This is a genomic window from Streptomyces gilvosporeus (assembly GCF_002082195.1).
Classification (GTDB): Bacteria; Actinomycetota; Actinomycetes; order Streptomycetales; family Streptomycetaceae; genus Streptomyces; species Streptomyces gilvosporeus.
In genome coordinates this window covers 7,511,499-7,526,439 of the sequence record NZ_CP020569.1, presented here as the reverse complement: position 1 = coordinate 7,526,439, position 14,941 = coordinate 7,511,499, and the positions used below count along the sequence as shown (strand labels likewise).

At 67.9% G+C, this 14,941-nt stretch carries 10 protein-coding genes; 6 read left to right on the top strand and 4 right to left on the bottom strand.

Annotated elements, in window-relative coordinates; translation table 11 throughout:
- Nucleotides 1-243 precede the first annotated feature (243 nt).
- Nucleotides 244-3,639 carry a chemotaxis protein gene (locus B1H19_RS33260; protein WP_257789470.1) on the bottom strand — a complete coding sequence of 1,132 codons (3,396 nt, stop codon included), beginning with the start codon at nt 3,637-3,639 and terminating at the stop codon, nt 244-246.
- Between the two features lie 513 nt (nt 3,640-4,152).
- Here B1H19_RS33260 and B1H19_RS33255 point away from each other — a divergent pair.
- From B1H19_RS33255 to B1H19_RS33240, 4 genes are all read left to right on the top strand, one after another.
- The gene (locus B1H19_RS33255) at nt 4,153-4,581 is read left to right on the top strand and encodes a hypothetical protein (RefSeq protein WP_083110023.1); all 429 of its coding nucleotides are present in this window, start codon (nt 4,153-4,155) and stop codon (nt 4,579-4,581) included.
- 145 nt (nt 4,582-4,726) lie between these two features.
- Nucleotides 4,727-6,316: a S1 family peptidase gene (locus B1H19_RS33250; protein ID WP_237289648.1), complete on the top strand. Its 1,590-nt coding sequence runs from the start codon at nt 4,727-4,729 to the stop codon at nt 6,314-6,316.
- 185 nt (nt 6,317-6,501) lie between these two features.
- Nucleotides 6,502-8,349, top strand: coding sequence for a trypsin-like peptidase domain-containing protein (locus tag B1H19_RS33245; RefSeq protein WP_083108599.1), 1,848 nt, complete (start codon nt 6,502-6,504; stop codon nt 8,347-8,349).
- Nucleotides 8,350-8,453: 104 nt separating this feature from the next.
- On the top strand, nt 8,454-9,152 hold the full coding sequence (locus tag B1H19_RS33240; protein WP_083108598.1) for a DUF4328 domain-containing protein: 699 nt from the start codon (nt 8,454-8,456) through the stop codon (nt 9,150-9,152).
- A gap of 55 nt (nt 9,153-9,207) precedes the next feature.
- Here the strand turns inward: B1H19_RS33240 and B1H19_RS33235 are convergent, their stop codons facing one another.
- From B1H19_RS33235 to B1H19_RS33225, 3 genes are all read right to left on the bottom strand, one after another.
- Nucleotides 9,208-10,164 (bottom strand): alcohol dehydrogenase catalytic domain-containing protein, encoded by a 957-nt coding sequence (locus tag B1H19_RS33235; RefSeq protein WP_083108597.1) that lies wholly within the window; start codon nt 10,162-10,164, stop codon nt 9,208-9,210.
- Nucleotides 10,165-10,220: 56 nt separating this feature from the next.
- Complete coding sequence (locus B1H19_RS33230) at nt 10,221-10,634, bottom strand: hypothetical protein (RefSeq protein WP_083108596.1); 414 nt, start codon at nt 10,632-10,634, stop codon at nt 10,221-10,223.
- Nucleotides 10,635-10,763: 129 nt separating this feature from the next.
- On the bottom strand, nt 10,764-11,324 hold the full coding sequence (locus B1H19_RS33225; protein WP_083108595.1) for a class I SAM-dependent methyltransferase: 561 nt from the start codon (nt 11,322-11,324) through the stop codon (nt 10,764-10,766).
- Nucleotides 11,325-12,070: 746 nt separating this feature from the next.
- On the opposite strand from B1H19_RS33225, the gene B1H19_RS33220 reads away from it, so the two are divergent.
- Together B1H19_RS33220 and B1H19_RS33215 are read left to right on the top strand one after the other, a co-directional pair.
- Nucleotides 12,071-13,441: an ammonium transporter gene (locus B1H19_RS33220; RefSeq protein ID WP_083108594.1), complete on the top strand. Its 1,371-nt coding sequence runs from the start codon at nt 12,071-12,073 to the stop codon at nt 13,439-13,441.
- Nucleotides 13,442-13,534: 93 nt separating this feature from the next.
- Nucleotides 13,535-14,881, top strand: a complete 1,347-nt coding sequence (locus B1H19_RS33215) for an ammonium transporter (RefSeq protein WP_083108593.1) — start codon at nt 13,535-13,537, stop codon at nt 14,879-14,881.
- Nucleotides 14,882-14,941: the final 60 nt, after the last annotated feature.

Sequence of the window (14,941 nt, the reverse complement as noted above, 5' to 3'; positions counted from 1 at the left end):
GTTCCCTGGAACTCGACCTGCCACGGCCCGTCCCATGAGGGGTCCTGGATGACCGTTACGCGAGTGCCTGGGGGCATGCAACCTACTGGCCACTTGCCGCTCGACGGGGAGTCGGCAGGAGGCTCGAAAGTTCCGTCTCCGGAATGCGGCTGGTTCGGGTTGGAATCGGTCATCATGTGCACATCCTGCCATATGCGGGCACTGATGCCAGGAGACTGATCATCAACTTCTGCATTTTCATTTTCACCTGGCACTTCGGTCTTTGAACTTGAAGTCCTCAGCCGCTCTGGTCCGCGTATTGTAAACGTAGTGAATTTCGACATCGTCCACAACTTGCTCCATCTTCACCCATCCGTCCTTGGCGGGCCACCTGGGGTCTTTCATCTCCAGAGGAAGTTTGTTCCCGTATTCCGGGTATTCCTTCACGAGGTCCATGGCCCGCTGCTCGTTCTGCCCGCCGGCCGATGTGCGGCCTGTTGAACGAGCCTGGTTGAGGGCTGTATTGAGACCTTCCCCGAGGCGACCGAAGCCGTCGGCCGCGGTGTATGCTCCGCTGACTATCAGTGAGGTGCTTGCAGCGATCGCGGGAGCACCGGCCAGGCAGCCGACGCCAGTGATGCACAGGCCACCACCTCCGATATCACCCGCTGATCCGCCGACCATCATCCCGGCGCCCACGCCGGTTTCGATGAGTCCTGCCCAGAATTCACCGTTGGTCAGGATTGCCTTGCCATAATTGAAGACTGCGCCGGCGGAGTTCTTCAGCCATTCGGGGACCCAGCTGTCGTCCCCTTGCTCTGCGTCATACTTCTCCAGCCACTCTTCCTTTATCTTCTGCCATTTGGTTTCCTCCTTCCGCTGCTTGTCGAGGGAAATCTTCTTGGCTTCATCGGCGGCCTGATCAGCGGCCTTGGAGTCCTTGCCGGCCTGTTCGGCGTTCTTGCGTGCCGTCTTGGCTGCGGTCCAGGCGTCGGCGGCGGACCCAAGAGCCAGGTCGTACGAGCTCTGCGCGCGCGTGGCGGAGTGGATGGCGCCGACCGCCGCCTGGTTGGCGTCCGCCTGGGCCTCGCGGGCGGTCTTTGCCGACTCCCTGGCCTGGGCCGCGGAGGCTTCGGCTTCGTTCGCGGACTTCTTGGCCTGGGCGGCGTACCGCTTGGCTTCGGCTGCCGAGTTCTTGGCCTGCTTGGCGTACTTGTCGGCTTCCGCGACGGCCTTGTCCGCAAGGGCGGCAGTGCGCGCGGCTTCCGCGGCGTGCTTCTGGGCAGTCGCGGCGGCGCCGGCGCCTTCGGCGATGAGGTGCTGCACATCCGCGACATGGGTCGCGGTCAGCTTGTCCCTGCGCGCTGCCTGGTACTGCCCGGTCTGGATGAAGGCGTGCATCAGCTCGGGCGGACCGGCCTGGGCGATCTCGGCGGCGGCCTTGACCTCGGGGCCGCCGATGCTCTTCAGCTGCACGGCGCGGACCTGCTCATCGGCCTTGCGGGCCGTGTACTGGCCTTCGGTGAGGAACTCGGCGAGTTTCACCGGTGACTCGCTGTCCAGAGCGGACCGGGCGGCCTTTTTGACCTCCGGTCCACCGATGCTGGAAATCTGCACCACGCGCACTTGGTAGTCGGCGGCTGCGGCCTGGTGCGCGCCGGTGGTGAGGAATGCGTGCACCCGCTGGGCGTCGCCCTCCAGCGCCTTTTGGGCGGCCTTGCGGACGGTGGCCGACTTGGGGTCCTCCGCCAGGCGCTCCACGCGGGCGCGTTCGTCCTGCTCCTGGGCTTCGCGCAGGCCCCTCACGAGGTACTTCCGGATGTCGTCGTCCGAACCGGCGAGTGCCACCTCGGCAGCGGTGCGGTTCCAGGGGCTGCCGGTCTTCATGAGACCGAGTGCGACCTTGCGGCCCTTGACCGCCAGTTTCCCGGCATCGGTGCCGGGCTTGGCGGCATCGGCCGACAGACGTTTGGCTTCGGCGTCGAGGTCCCTGACCTCCTTGGACGCGCGGGACTGTGCGGCCTTGCGCTCGTCGTCCGCTTCTTTGAGTTCCGTGGCCTTTTCGACACCGGCCGCGGTGCGGGTCTTGAGCTCCTCGTCCTCGACCTTGCGGGCCAGGTCGTACGTGGAGCGAGCCTTCTTCACCGCGTCGGTGGCCTCGTCGGCGGCTTCCTTGGCCGCCTTGGCGTGCCGCTTGGCCTCTGTCGCGGCCTTGCCGGCCTCACCGGCGTGCTTGGCTGCCTTCTCGGCCTCGTCCGCCGCCGCATCGGCGTGCTCGGCCGCCTTGTTGGCCGCATCCCGGGCCTCATATGCCGCGCGGGACGCGTGGTTGGCCAGGCCGCCCGCCTGGTTGGCGGCGCGGGTCGCCTCGTGGGCCTGACGACGGGCCGTGGCGGCGGCCTGCTTGGCCCGTCGGGCCTGTATGCCGGCCTGGTCGGTGTACCCACTGGCCTCGCTAGCCGCATCCGCCGCCGCATTGGCGTGCGCCCCGGCAGTGGCCGCCGCGTGGGCCGCGACACCGGCCTGGGCCGCGGCTTCGCCTGCCTGCTGGGCGGCATCGGCCGCTGCATGGGCGCCCTTGGCGGCCTCGCGTGCCCGCTGGGCGGCCTGGCGCGCGGCCGATGCCTTGCCGGCGTCCGATGCCGCGTCCGCCGCATGGATGCGCGCCACCGATGCCGCCGTGGCGGCGCTGGCCGCGGCGGAGGCGGCCTGGGAAGCTGCGACGGCCGCGATACGGGCCGATCTGTTGGCGGCCTGGGCGGCGTTGATGGCCTGCTGGGCGGCATGGGCGGCGGCACGAGCCGCGTCCGCGGCCCGGCCGGCGGCGTTCGCCGCGCGGACGGAGTCCTTCTTGGCCGCCGCGGTCTCCTTGGCGGCCTTCTGCGCGGCCTCCTTGGCCAGCTTGGCTGCCTCCACTGCACGGGCCGAGGCGTTCTTGGCCGCCTGGGTCTCCCGTTTGGCCTGGGCGCCGGCTTCCTTGGCCTGCTGCGCCAGCTGCGCTACCGTCGCGCGTTCCTGATCGCGCGAACGGGCCACGTACTGGCCTACGTTCAGGAACTCCCGGACTTCCGCGATCGAGCCGTCGATGACGGACTGGGCGGCCTTCTTGGTCGCCGGGCCGCCGATGCTCATGATCTGGACGAGCCGCACTCGGTCGTCGGCCTCGTTGGCGGTGTACTGACCATCGGCGAGGAACTTCCGGACGTCCTGGCCGGAACCGTCCAGCGCGGCCCGCCCGGCTTGCTGGACCTTTGGCCCGCCGATGCTCATGATCTGGGCGACCCGGACCCGCTGGTCCATCGCCAGCGGTGTCTTCCAGCCGTCCTTGAGGAAGCTACGCAGCTCCTGTGGGGTGCCGTCCAGGGCCTTCCGCGCTGCTGCACGCACCTTCTCCCCACCCACGGAGGAGATCTGCACGGCGGTGACCTGCTCGTCACCACGTTTGGCAATGTCCTTCTCGAAGTCCAGGAAACGGCGTACGTCCGTGTCGCTTCCCATCAGCGCGGCCTCTGCCGCCGCCCTGACGCCAGGCCCGCCGTCTCTCCAGGCCGCTACGACGCGGCCCCGGTCGGTCTCCGGAATCGGACTGACGATTCCTGCACCGTCCTCTGTGCTCTTGTCCGTGGCAACTGCCGGGCTGGGCCCGACAATTCCCGCCATGAGTACCAGCGGCAGGGCGCCCGCACTCATGCCGCTGATGCCACGCGACCAGGACTTCCCCGCTCTGTATGAGCGGTCACTGCGCCTCACGAAGCAAACCCTTCTCGTTGATTGTGGACCGCCATTAATGGCGCGGCATGCGTATGCGGCTCGATCGACGCTCAGGTCAAGGGAATTGGCAGGTTCAGCGCTGCCCCAGAAGGTCGATGTCGGGAGCCGTACGCCTGCCCACTCCGGGATATCAGAAGGTCATGGTTGTGCTGAAATCGGGCATCGTTCTCGATTCGTTATAGGGCGGGTATTGAGGGACTTGTATCAGTTCACAGGTGATACGTTTTCGTTCGCCCTAAATCCGGTCAATACACGCGGCCACCACTGTCACCGCACACCGTCGGGAAGGAATCTCTGGTGATACATCGCGCACGCACAGCGCTGCTCGCCGGCGTTATAGGCACTGCGACAGCCCTCGCGGGAGCCGCCACCGTCGCCGTTGCCCAGGCGGCCCAACCGCCCGTGAACGCCGCTGCTCAGCAGGAATCAGCCGGTGACAAGCCGCCGTCCGCGGTGGAGGACTTCGCTTATCCGAACGCGGCGAAGCTCCTGAAGGAGAAGGGCATCAAGCTGGTTCGGGGAGACGGTCACATCGTGTTGAGCGAGTGTGTCGATGCCAACATTCTGGTGCGGACGACGAGCACCAGCGCCGACAATTTCAAGTACTGCTTCAAGGCCACGGGGAAGAAGGGTTACCTCACCCTGGAGGTTCCCGAAGTATTCTCCGTCGACTCCAAGGGGCCGGCTTTCCAGGCCACCGTCACCTCCGAGGGCAAGAAGAAGACGGTGCATGTGGACGAGGGCGCCTCGAAGCCCGTCGGAACCGGTGACATCAGCCCGGGTGCGAGCGGAAAGCCGGCTGTTCTGGTCGAGCTGCGCGTCAACGGGTAACCGAGCGGCCTACCCGAGCAATTCGGCCGGTGAGCCACAGCCGTGCGGCGGCGGTTGACCGGCCGATGCAGGTCACTCGAACCCCAGCTTTTTTCTGCGGATGAGGAATCAAAACGTGTTCAACAGACGTCCACGCACAGCGTGGGTGACCGGCCTTCTTGCCGCGGCCGTCGCGGTCGGCACGGTGACCGCCGCCTCCCCGGCCCAGGCCCTGGAAGGCGGGGGCATCAAGAACGCCGCCTACACCTTCGCCGCCAAGCTCGATATCGGTGGCGGCAAGCGGAGTTGCTCCGGTGCACTCGTCGACAAGCAGTGGGTGCTCACCGCCGCCAGCTGCTTCGCGGACGACCCCGACAAGGGCTTGAAGGTCTCCGACGGCGCACCCAAGTGGAAGACGACCGCCACGGTCGGCCGCACCAACCTCACGAAGCCGACCGGCAGCGTGACCGACGTCGTCGAGCTGGTCCCGTACAAGGGCCGTGACCTGGTGATGGCGAAACTCGCCAAGCCCGTCGCCGGAGTCACCCCCGTGGCCATCGGGACCGCCGCGCCCAAGCAGGGCGAGGAGTTGAAGGTCGCGGGCTTCGGGCGTACCAAGAGCACGTGGGTGCCCGACCGACTGGGCGGTTCCTCGTTCATGGTGGACGCGGTGCAGGACGGTTCGGTCTCCGTCAGCCCCAAGGCCGCTGCGGACGGCGCCGTGTGCAAGGGGGACACCGGTGGTCCGGCACTGCGCGAGACCGCCGGGCGGGTGGAGTTGGTCGGTGTCAACAGCACGTCCTGGCAGGGCGGGTGTCTGGGGACCGACCCGTCGGAGACCCGTAAGGGCGCGGTGGACACCCGTGTGGACGACCTCAGCACGTGGATTCAGAAGGTCAGTTATCGGGCCGTCTTCCCCAAGGCTCCCTGGGACAAGGCGACCCATATCGCCTCGGGGTACTTCACCGGTGGCTCGGCGGGCGGCACGCGGCACATGGACATGATCGTCCGGTGGATCGACTCCGAGGTCACGCTCTATCAGGGCGGGGACGACAAGGATCCGTCCCATCCGTTCATCGCCGAGTACCAGCTGGGCAAGCCGCTCAAGCAGGCCCCGAAGACCAACTGGCAGTACGTCAAGGAAATGACGGCCGCCGGCTTCGGTGACGGGACGGACGGGCTGGTGGTGCGCTGGGTCGACAGTGAGATGACGCAGTACACCCACGTGGACGCCAAGGGTTTCCACAACGAGAGGAAGCTCGTCGCACCGGTCAAGAAGGGCCCGTGGACGCACGCCAAGCAGATGACCGCCGGCCGGTACACGGCCAATGCGCAGCGCGATGACCTGGTGGTCGTCTGGGACGACGGACGGGTCACCCTGCACCCCGACCTGAACGCCAACGGCCTGGCGGACAAGGCGAAGAAGACGCTGGTCAAGAAGAACACGACCTGGCCCTTTGCCACGCAGATCGCCGCCGGCGAGTTCACCGGGAAGAAGACCGCGGATCTGCTGGTGCGCTGGGTCGACGGCGAGAGCACCATCTACCCGGGTGTCGACGCCGCGGGACTCCACGGTGAGATCAAGATCCGGCCGAAGAAGTCGCCGTGGATCAACGCCACGGTGGTGACCGCCGGGGCATTCGTCGCCAACGAACGGCCCAACGACGTCATGGTCCGGTGGCAGGACGGCTCGCTCGGTCTCTACCCGGGCGTGGACGCCGCCGGGACTCACGGGGAAGTCAAGTTGACCGGCTGAACGGGCAGTTGTCGGGCCGGAGTTGTCAGGTCCGGCCTACCAGCGTGGTCGGCCGGGCCTTTTCCGGGCCGGTGGCAACGACGTCCGGCCTCCCCTGCGTCCGCCTCCTGCCTCGATCACCACGTGTCCCCCTTGCCTTCCCGCTGCCAACCATCAACGCAAGCTTCATGAGACGAACGAGACACATGAGACGAATACCTTGGGCGCGCGCCGCGGCCCTGGGCCTGTGCGCCGCAATCCCCTTCACCGCCCCCGCGTCGGCCGCGCCGACCCCCGGCAGTCCACCCAAACCCTCGAAGACCGCAACGCCGGAAGAGATCCGGCAGGCCCGGGAGGCCGAGCGTTACTGGACCCCGGAACGCATCCGCACCGCGGTGCCCGTCGACGGCACGGACAGCGTCCAGCGCAGCCCGGAGGACGGCCCGCGGAGCGCGCCCAAGCCGCCCGGCGGCCGGCAGAAGCGCTCCCTCCAGGAGCCCAGCCACACCATCGACGAGGGCATGGCCACCGTCGGCGTCTTCCTGATCCGCAATGACAAGGACGAGGCGACCCCCAACCAGTTCTGCACCGCCGCCTCGGTGGCCTCACCGACCAAGAGCCTCGCCGTCACGGCGGCGCACTGCCTCAAGAGGTCCTCCGGCCGCAACATCGCCTTCGTTCCCGGCTACCGGGCCGGCGGCTCGTCGGCGGGCCGGGCGGGCGAGACCCCGTACGGGATCTTCCCCGTCAAGCCCGGCAAGATCTGGATCGACGGCCGCTATCTGCGGACGGCACCCGACGACGACGTCGACTTCGCTTTCCTGCGCGTGGGCCCCAACGCCCAGGGACAACTCCTGGAGGACGCCACCGGGCGCGGCAACACCCTCACCAAGGTGACCTCCGCCAAGCTCGCACGCCCGGGCATCACCGTCGTCGGATACCCCGGCGGCCAGAAGACCCCGCTGCGGTGCACCAACAACACCACCGCCTTCCAGGGCCGGTTCATGGAAATCAAGTGCGACGGCTTCCGGGCCGGCGTCAGCGGCGGGCCGTTCCTGGAGAACTTCGACGGCGCCCGCGGGAACCTGGTCGGCGTCATCGGCGGCTACAAGACCGGCGGCGCCTACGACCACACCTCCTACACCTCCCAGTTCGACGACGACGTCTTCCGCCTCTACCACCAGGCCGTCAGCGACGCGCCCGCGGACACCGGCTCCGACGCTTCCATGGGCACCTCCGGCACCTGGTCGCACGCCAGAGGCATGACCACCGGCCGCTTCCACACGGCCTCCGTACGCAACAACACCAGCGACCTGATAGTGCGCTGGTCCGACGGCGAGGTCTCCCTCTACCCCGGCAACGACAGGTACGGCTTCGGCAAGGACATCCAGCTCGTCAAGGACAAGAACTGGAAGCAGGCGCGGCAGATCACCGCCGGCGACTTCACCGGCAACGGCAGCTACGACCTCCTCGTCCGCTGGGCCGACGGCCGAGTGACGCTCTACAAGGACGTCAACGAAACCAACAAGCTGAAGAACGCAGTTCAGCTGCGGGGCCCCAACGGCACCTGGACCCACGCCGTCGCGATGACCGCCGGCCGTTTCGGCGGGGGTAACACGCGCAGCGATGACCTCGCCGTGGTCTGGACCGACGGTGAGGTGACGCTCTACCCCAATGTCGACGCCAAGGGCATGCACGGCGAGCGACAGCTCATGCCGCCGCCCGACCGCACCTGGCCCTACGCCCGGGACCTCGCCGCAGGCAACTTCCGTTCAGCGTCGGGCGACCAGGACCTCTTCGTCCGCTGGGTCGACGGCGAAGTCACCGCCTACGAAGACCTCGCCCGCAACGGAATAGGCAAGCGGCGCAAGGAACACCGACTCCGGCCCCACGGCTCGCCCTGGCGCAAGGCCACCCTGGCCACCGTCGGCGCCTTCGGCGGCCCCGACCGCCAGGACGACATCGTCACCCTCTGGGCCGGAGGCAAACTCACCGTGCGCCCCGACAGCACCACAGCGTCGATGGGCCCCGAACGCGTCCTCGTCAGTCAATAGACAGACCACGGCAGTTCGCTACTCCAACTTCAACTCCAGCCCCAGTACCGGCCCCAGCACCGGCAAACAGCCCCAGCCGGCTCAAGAACCCTTGGGGGTTTCCCATGTCCCACCTGCCCGTTGCGCCACCGCCGCCGAGCTGGTCCGCTCCGCCCGGCCCGCAGGCCGTCCTGCGCTCGCCGGTCGGGCTTTCGAAAGCCGTGGTCATCCTGCTCCGCCTCGTCATCGTCACCGACTTGTACGCGCTGTGGCAGGGGAACCACTCGTACCAACTGGTCGGCAGGCTCATCGACGACGTCGGCTCGGTGACCTCGCGGGAGATCAACGAAGCGGACAGTCTGTACCAGGCGTCCGGGATCCTTCAGGCCGCGGCCACCCTCGCGACCGCCGTGGTCTTCATCGTCTGGTTCCACCGGACCCGGGTCAACGCCGAGGTCTTCGCCCCCGATTACCAGTCGAAGAAGCGCGGTTGGGCGATCTGGGGCTGGCTCGTGCCGGTGGTCAACCTGTGGTTTCCCCGACGCATTGCCACCGACATCTGGAACGCCAGCGCCGACCCGAACTCGCGGTCCAGGGCGCTGCTCAACTGGTGGTGGGCGCTGTGGATCGTGGACCTCAGCTTCGGACGCCTTGCCGGTCAGCGCTATGCGAAGGCGGAGAGCCCGGAGGAGATCAAGGGCGCACTGGCCGGGCTCATGGCAAGCGATGTCCTCAACATCGCCGCCGCCGTCCTCGCCATATTCTTCGTACGCCACCTCACGCGTATGCAGCATGAGAAGGCACTGCGCGGGCCGACGGTCTGACGACAGCGGGGCGTTCGACGCTCACACACGCACCGCACGGGCGAACGTCCCGCCGTCAGAGCTCCATGACCACCTTGCCGAACTTCCCCGGCCCGGCCAGCCGGGCGTAGGCATCGGAGTAACCGTCCAACGGGAAAGCCGAGTCGACAGGCACCCGCAGCCGGCCCTCGGCCAGCAGCGGGACGACGCTTGTGCGCACCGTGGCCGCGAGGAGCGCCTTCTCCGCGTGGGAGCGGCCTCGAATGGTGGTGCCGATCAGCTGGGCGCGCGCCAGCATCAGGTCGAACATGCGCAAGGGTGCCACCGTCCCGCCCTGGACCCCCACCACGAGGATCTTCCCCCGGGTACGCAGCAGTTCAACCCGCCGCAGGCACTCCTCGCCGCCGACCAGCTCGACGACGATGTCATACGGCGCCCGTCCGCCCTCCTGCCCAGGGGCCACCACCTCAACGGTGCTGCCGGCGGGGGCGAGTTCCTTCACTCGGTCATGCAGTTCGGTCCGGCGCACACTTGCCACGACATGGGCGCCTGAAGCGGCGGCCACCTGCACCATGGCCGTACCGACCCCACCCGCGGCCCCGGTGACCAGAACCCGGTCTCCCGCACGCACCCCCGCTTGGACGACCAGTGCGTCCCATGCGGTGCTGAACGCCTCAGGGAAGCCTGCTGCCTCCCGCCAGGACGACCCCGCGGGGAGGGGAAGCAGCAAGTCGGCGGGCACCACGATCCGTTCGGCATGGCCACCGCCACCCACGAGCGCCATGACCCGGTCGCCGACGCTCATTCCCGTGACGTCCGCACCGACCTGTTCGACCTCACCGGCGATTTCCAGCCCGGGGATGTCGGTCGGCCAGCCTGGTGGCGCCGGATAGTCGCCCCGAGCCTGCTGAAGGTCGGCCGCGTTGAGCCCTGCGGCGTGGACCCGCACCGCCACCTGGTCGGGCCCGGCCACCGGATCGGCGCGCTGCTTGAGCCGGAAAGCCCCGCTGCCGTCGATCACCACTGCTCGCATGCTCACGAACCTACTCCCCCGCTCCGGCGCGACAGGTTGGGGGGTCGGTCGGGGCGTCAGTCCCGTGACGCCTCTTCAGGTGCGTCAGCGGCGGCCATCCGCTCTGCCCACTCCCGCTGGCTCATGGCCCGCTCGATGCGGCTGACGATGTCCTTCTTGGAGGCCGCGTCCAAGGTCTCCGGAAGCGCGTCGAAGGTGTCGGGCAGGACGTCGAGCAGACCCCAGATCTGTTCGCCGGTCCTGACGGCCAGCAGCAGCTGGCACCTCCACTGCGGCGACACTTCGGGACGGTGGCGGAGCCGGTGGACAACCCTGGGGAACAGGTAGTGCCTCGCCTCTGCGGCGAGGTGCTCTTGGAGCCAGTCGGCGGGGAGCCGCTGGCTGAAACCGCATGCCGCGGCTTCTCTTGCCAGGTCGAGGAGCCGGTCGGTGTCAACGGCTCGGACGGTGCGGGGAAGACCTGAGGCCATTGCGTGATGGTGTCACGGACCCGGTGCTCTCACACATGCCCCTCGCACCGGCGACACGGTCGAGGGCGCGGTGCTCGGGGCTGTGTGGGGCGATGTCGTCGCTCTGGCTGCGCTGCTGGGCAGCAGTCCTCAGGGAGACGTCTTGCGGCAGTCGCAGGTGGGTGCCCACTCGGAATCAGCCGGCGGGCTGACCGGCGCGAGATGGTGGACCCGGGCCGGCGGCAGGTTTCCCAGCACCGTCTCCGTACGGAACGTGTGCCGGCGCAGGATGCGGCGCAGTACGCCGAGCCCGGCGAGGGTGCGCTCGCGGTCGACTGCGTCGGCGAGTGTCCGGCGGATGGTCTCGCCGCCCACGTATCCGAAGAAGGACAGCGTGCCGCCGGGCCGCAGGGACCCGAGGAGTCGGTCGAAGATCTCTTCGGTCGTGTCCGCGTCGAAGTTGGCGAACGGCAGGCCGCACACGATGGTGTCGTAGGAGGCGAGTTCGTGTTCCTGGATCAGGCCCGTGTGGATGCGCAGTCTCGGATCGTCGGCGTAGGTGTCTTGCAGCAGGGCGGCGAAGCGCGGGTTGGCCTCGATCAGATCCAGGGTGTCCAGTCGGCCCAGTGAGCCGGTGATGTGTCGGGTCACCGCTCCTGTACCGGGTCCTACCTCCAGCACCGCGCGACCGCGGCCGGCGTTGGGGATCATGTACCGGGTGAGAGCCCTGCAGAGCCGGGCACTGCTCGGGGCGATAGCCCCCACATCCCGACGGGTCTTCGCATATTCCCGGAGGAAAAGCGTTACTTCGGCCACGCGCCATCCATCTGTCTAGTGCTTGCGAATTATCGAGGTGCGAGTGATGACACCTTCTTAGACGCCCTTCGCAGCGACATCGTGCCGAGCAGTGTGCCCTTGAATTGGTAAACAACCGATAAGAGGTGGGTGAGATGTCGCGTAGGAGATGCGCCGGAGCCCCTCGCCCCGGCAGGCTGCGCCGTCCGGCCGGGAAGATCGCTTCACGAGTGCAAGGCCGGAATTGACCCGGTATTTATTCGAGCAAACCGCCCCTGAACGTCACACACCACGCGGTAGTCGCCGATTTCCATCAATCGGCCACCAGTCGGCCCACTTTCGCTCGCGGCCGCGGATAAAGAAAGCCCCAAGCCGTTCGGTCATGCGTTGACGAACCCTCCGGTCACCCTTACGTTGCATCTCGATCGAGCGGAAGTGAATTTCCGTATTACGGAATAGATCCATAGATCCTCATGGGCGCCACACGCCCCGCCTGATGCCGCAGTCCGGTTCTCGATGCCGTATGCCGGTTCCTGACCGGCGTACGAGCCCTGGTGATGCGCACGTCCTGACACCCACATCCTGGCGCGCGCACCCACCCCACCCCATGCCTGACCGACGCCGCGACGATCAAGCACGGCGCCCTACCCGGAAAGACTCGGATGCCTACCACTCTCGATACGGGTAACACCGCATGGCTCATGGCGAGTACCGCCATGGTGCTGCTGATGACGCCCGGCCTTGCCTTCTTCTACGGGGGCATGGTCAAGACCAAGCATGTGCTGGTCATGCTCAAGATGAGCTTCGTCTGCCTGGCCCTGGTCACCCTGCTGTGGCTGGCGATCGGTTACAGCCTGGCCTTCGGCAAGGACGTCGGCGGCTGGGGAGTGATCGGCTCCCCTGCGCACTGGATGATGCACGACATCGGGATGACCAGCCTGAACGGCTCCATCCCCACCGTCATCTTCTCCGCCTTCCAAATGGCCTTCGCGATCATCACCGTGGCCCTGATCAGTGGATCCATCGCCGGTCGTGCGACCATGCGCGGCTGGCTGTGGTTCGTCGTGGCGTGGACCCTCTTCGTCTATGTGCCGATGGCGCACTGGGTGTTCGCGCCCGACGGCTGGGTGACCGCCCACCTCGGCGCTCTGGACTTCGCCGGTGGTATGCCGGTGGAGATCAACTCCGGTGCGGCCGGCCTCGCGGTGGCGATCGTGGTCCGTAAGCGCAAGGACTTCGAGCGGGAGACCATCCGCCCGCACAACCTGCCCCTGGTCGTGGTCGGTCTCGCGCTGCTGTGGTTCGGCTGGTTCGGCTTCAACGCCGGCTCCGCGCTGCAGGCCGGTGGCAGCGCACCGATGGCCTTCCTCAACACCCAGCTCGCCGCGTGCGGCGCGATGGTCGGCTGGCCGCTGATCGAGAAGTGGCGGCTCGGACACGTCGAGATGCTCGGTGTGGCTTCGGCGGCCGTCGCGGGCATGGTCGCCATCACCCCGGCCTGTGGTGAGGTCTCCCCGATCGGCGCCCTGGTGATCGGCTTCGTCGCGGGAGTGGTGTGCGCCTTCGCGATCAACCTCAAGTACAAGCTGCGCTACGACGACACGCTGGACGTGGTGGGCGTGCACGGCTGGGGCGGCATCGTCGGTGTCCTGGGTATCGGCCTGTTCGCCACCTTCCAGATGAGCGGCAAGAAGGGCCTGTTCTACGGCGGCGGCATCGACCTGCTGTGGCGCCAGGCCGTCGGCGTGGTGGTGTGCGCGGCCTTCTCCTTCGGCGTGACCTGGCTGATCGCCCAGGTCATCGAGCGGACGGTCGGCTTCCGGGCCGCCGAGGACTACGAGCACGTCCCCGGCGCGGAGGAGGAGCAGGCGTACGACGACGAGACCATCGCCGAGATCCGCCGGCGGCTGGTGCAGGCACGGGTCCCCGTCGCCGTGGGCACGGGTGGCGCGGAGGCCGGTTCCGGCAGCGCCGACGCCGAGCTGCTGGCCGAACTGCGGGAGGTCCTCCAGCGACGGGAGCAGGAGAAGTGACGGGAGCGGGAGACATGACGAGAGCAGGGGACGTGACGAGAGCGGGAGACGTGACGACCGCTCCCCCTCAGTCCGTCGAATCGAGGAACTGACATGTCCCACATCTTCGACACGGGCAACGCCTCCTGGCTGCTCATGGCCGCGGCCATGGTGCTGCTGATGGCCCCGGGACTGGCCTTCTTCTACGGCGGCATGGTGAAGACCGGCCAGGTCATCACCATGCTCAAGATGTGCTTCGGCTGTGTGGTGCTGGTCAGCATCATCTGGTTCGCGTTCGGCTACACCCTCGCCTTCGGCAAGGACGCCGGCGGGCTGGGGCTGATCGGCGGGCTCGACCACGTCTTCATGTCCGGCATGGGCCTGAAGAGCCGCACCGGCGGCATCCCCACCGTGACCTTCTCGGTCTTCCATATGTCCTTCGCCATCGTGACGGTCGCGCTGATCAGCGGCTCGGTGGCGGGACGGGCCAAGATGAAGGGCTGGTTGGTCTTCGCCTGCGCCTGGACCCTGCTCGTCTACGTCCCGATGGCGCACTGGGTTTTCGCACCGGACGGATGGGTGTCCCGGCAGCTCGGCGCCGTCGACTTCTCCGGCGGAACGGTGGTCGAACTCGCCTCCGGCGCGGCCGGTCTGGCACTGGCCGCGGTCGCCGGGCGGCGGGAGGACTTCGAGCGCCAGCCGATCCGCCCGCACAACCTTCCGCTGGTGGTCATCGGCCTGTCCCTGCTGTGGTTCGGCTGGTTCGGCTTCAACACCGGCTCCTCCCTCGGCGTGCCGGGCGCGGCGGCGATGGGCTTCGTCAACACCCAGTTCGCCGCCGGTGCCGCCATGGCGGGCTGGGCGGTGACCAGCTACTGGCGCACCCGCCAGGTCGGTCTGCTGGACATCAGCATGGGCGCCGTCACCGGCATGGTCGCGATGACCCCGGCCGCCGGCGACGTCACCCCGTTCTGGGCCGTCGCGATCGGTTTCCTGGCCGGTCTGACCTGCGCCTTCGCGATCAGCTGGAAGTACCGCTTCGGAGTCGACGACACCCTGGACGTGGTCGGCATCCATGGCTGGGGCGGGCTGTTCGGCATGGTGATGGTCGGCCTCGCGGCAACCGGAACGATGACCGGCAAGAAGGGCCTGTTCTACGGCGGCGGCTGGGACCTGCTCGGCAAGCAGCTGGTGGCGGTGCTGGTCATCGGGCTGTTCTCGTTCGCCATGACCGCGCTGATCGGCAAGCTGGTGGACCGCACCGTCGGCCTCCGCCAGTCGCACGGGGCCGAGGAACACGAGCAGGTCTACCAGAACGACTGGGACGTCCAGTTCAAGGAGATCGCCGACGCGCTCCGCGGCAGCGGTGTCGACGAGGGCGCGTCCGAGCCGGATGCGAGCGCCCTGCTCGACCAGGTGCGCCGCATCTTGGCGGCCGACCCGGAGCAGCTGCGGGACTGATCACAGGGTGGAGGCTCTCCGGGACGGGGAGCCTCCACGGCCTGCCGTCTGGTTCAGCTG

Coding starts and splice junctions, on each gene's coding strand:
- B1H19_RS33260 (WP_257789470.1), bottom strand. CDS start 3,639: ATGGCGGGAATTGTCGGGCCCAGCCCGGCAGTTGCCACGGACAAGAGC.
- B1H19_RS33245 (WP_083108599.1), top strand. CDS start 6,502: ATGAGACGAATACCTTGGGCGCGCGCCGCGGCCCTGGGCCTGTGCGCC.
- B1H19_RS33240 (WP_083108598.1), top strand. CDS start 8,454: ATGTCCCACCTGCCCGTTGCGCCACCGCCGCCGAGCTGGTCCGCTCCG.
- B1H19_RS33235 (WP_083108597.1), bottom strand. CDS start 10,164: ATGCGAGCAGTGGTGATCGACGGCAGCGGGGCTTTCCGGCTCAAGCAG.
- B1H19_RS33230 (WP_083108596.1), bottom strand. CDS start 10,634: ATGGCCTCAGGTCTTCCCCGCACCGTCCGAGCCGTTGACACCGACCGG.
- B1H19_RS33225 (WP_083108595.1), bottom strand. CDS start 11,324: ATGATCCCCAACGCCGGCCGCGGTCGCGCGGTGCTGGAGGTAGGACCC.
- B1H19_RS33220 (WP_083108594.1), top strand. CDS start 12,071: ATGCCTACCACTCTCGATACGGGTAACACCGCATGGCTCATGGCGAGT.
- B1H19_RS33215 (WP_083108593.1), top strand. CDS start 13,535: ATGTCCCACATCTTCGACACGGGCAACGCCTCCTGGCTGCTCATGGCC.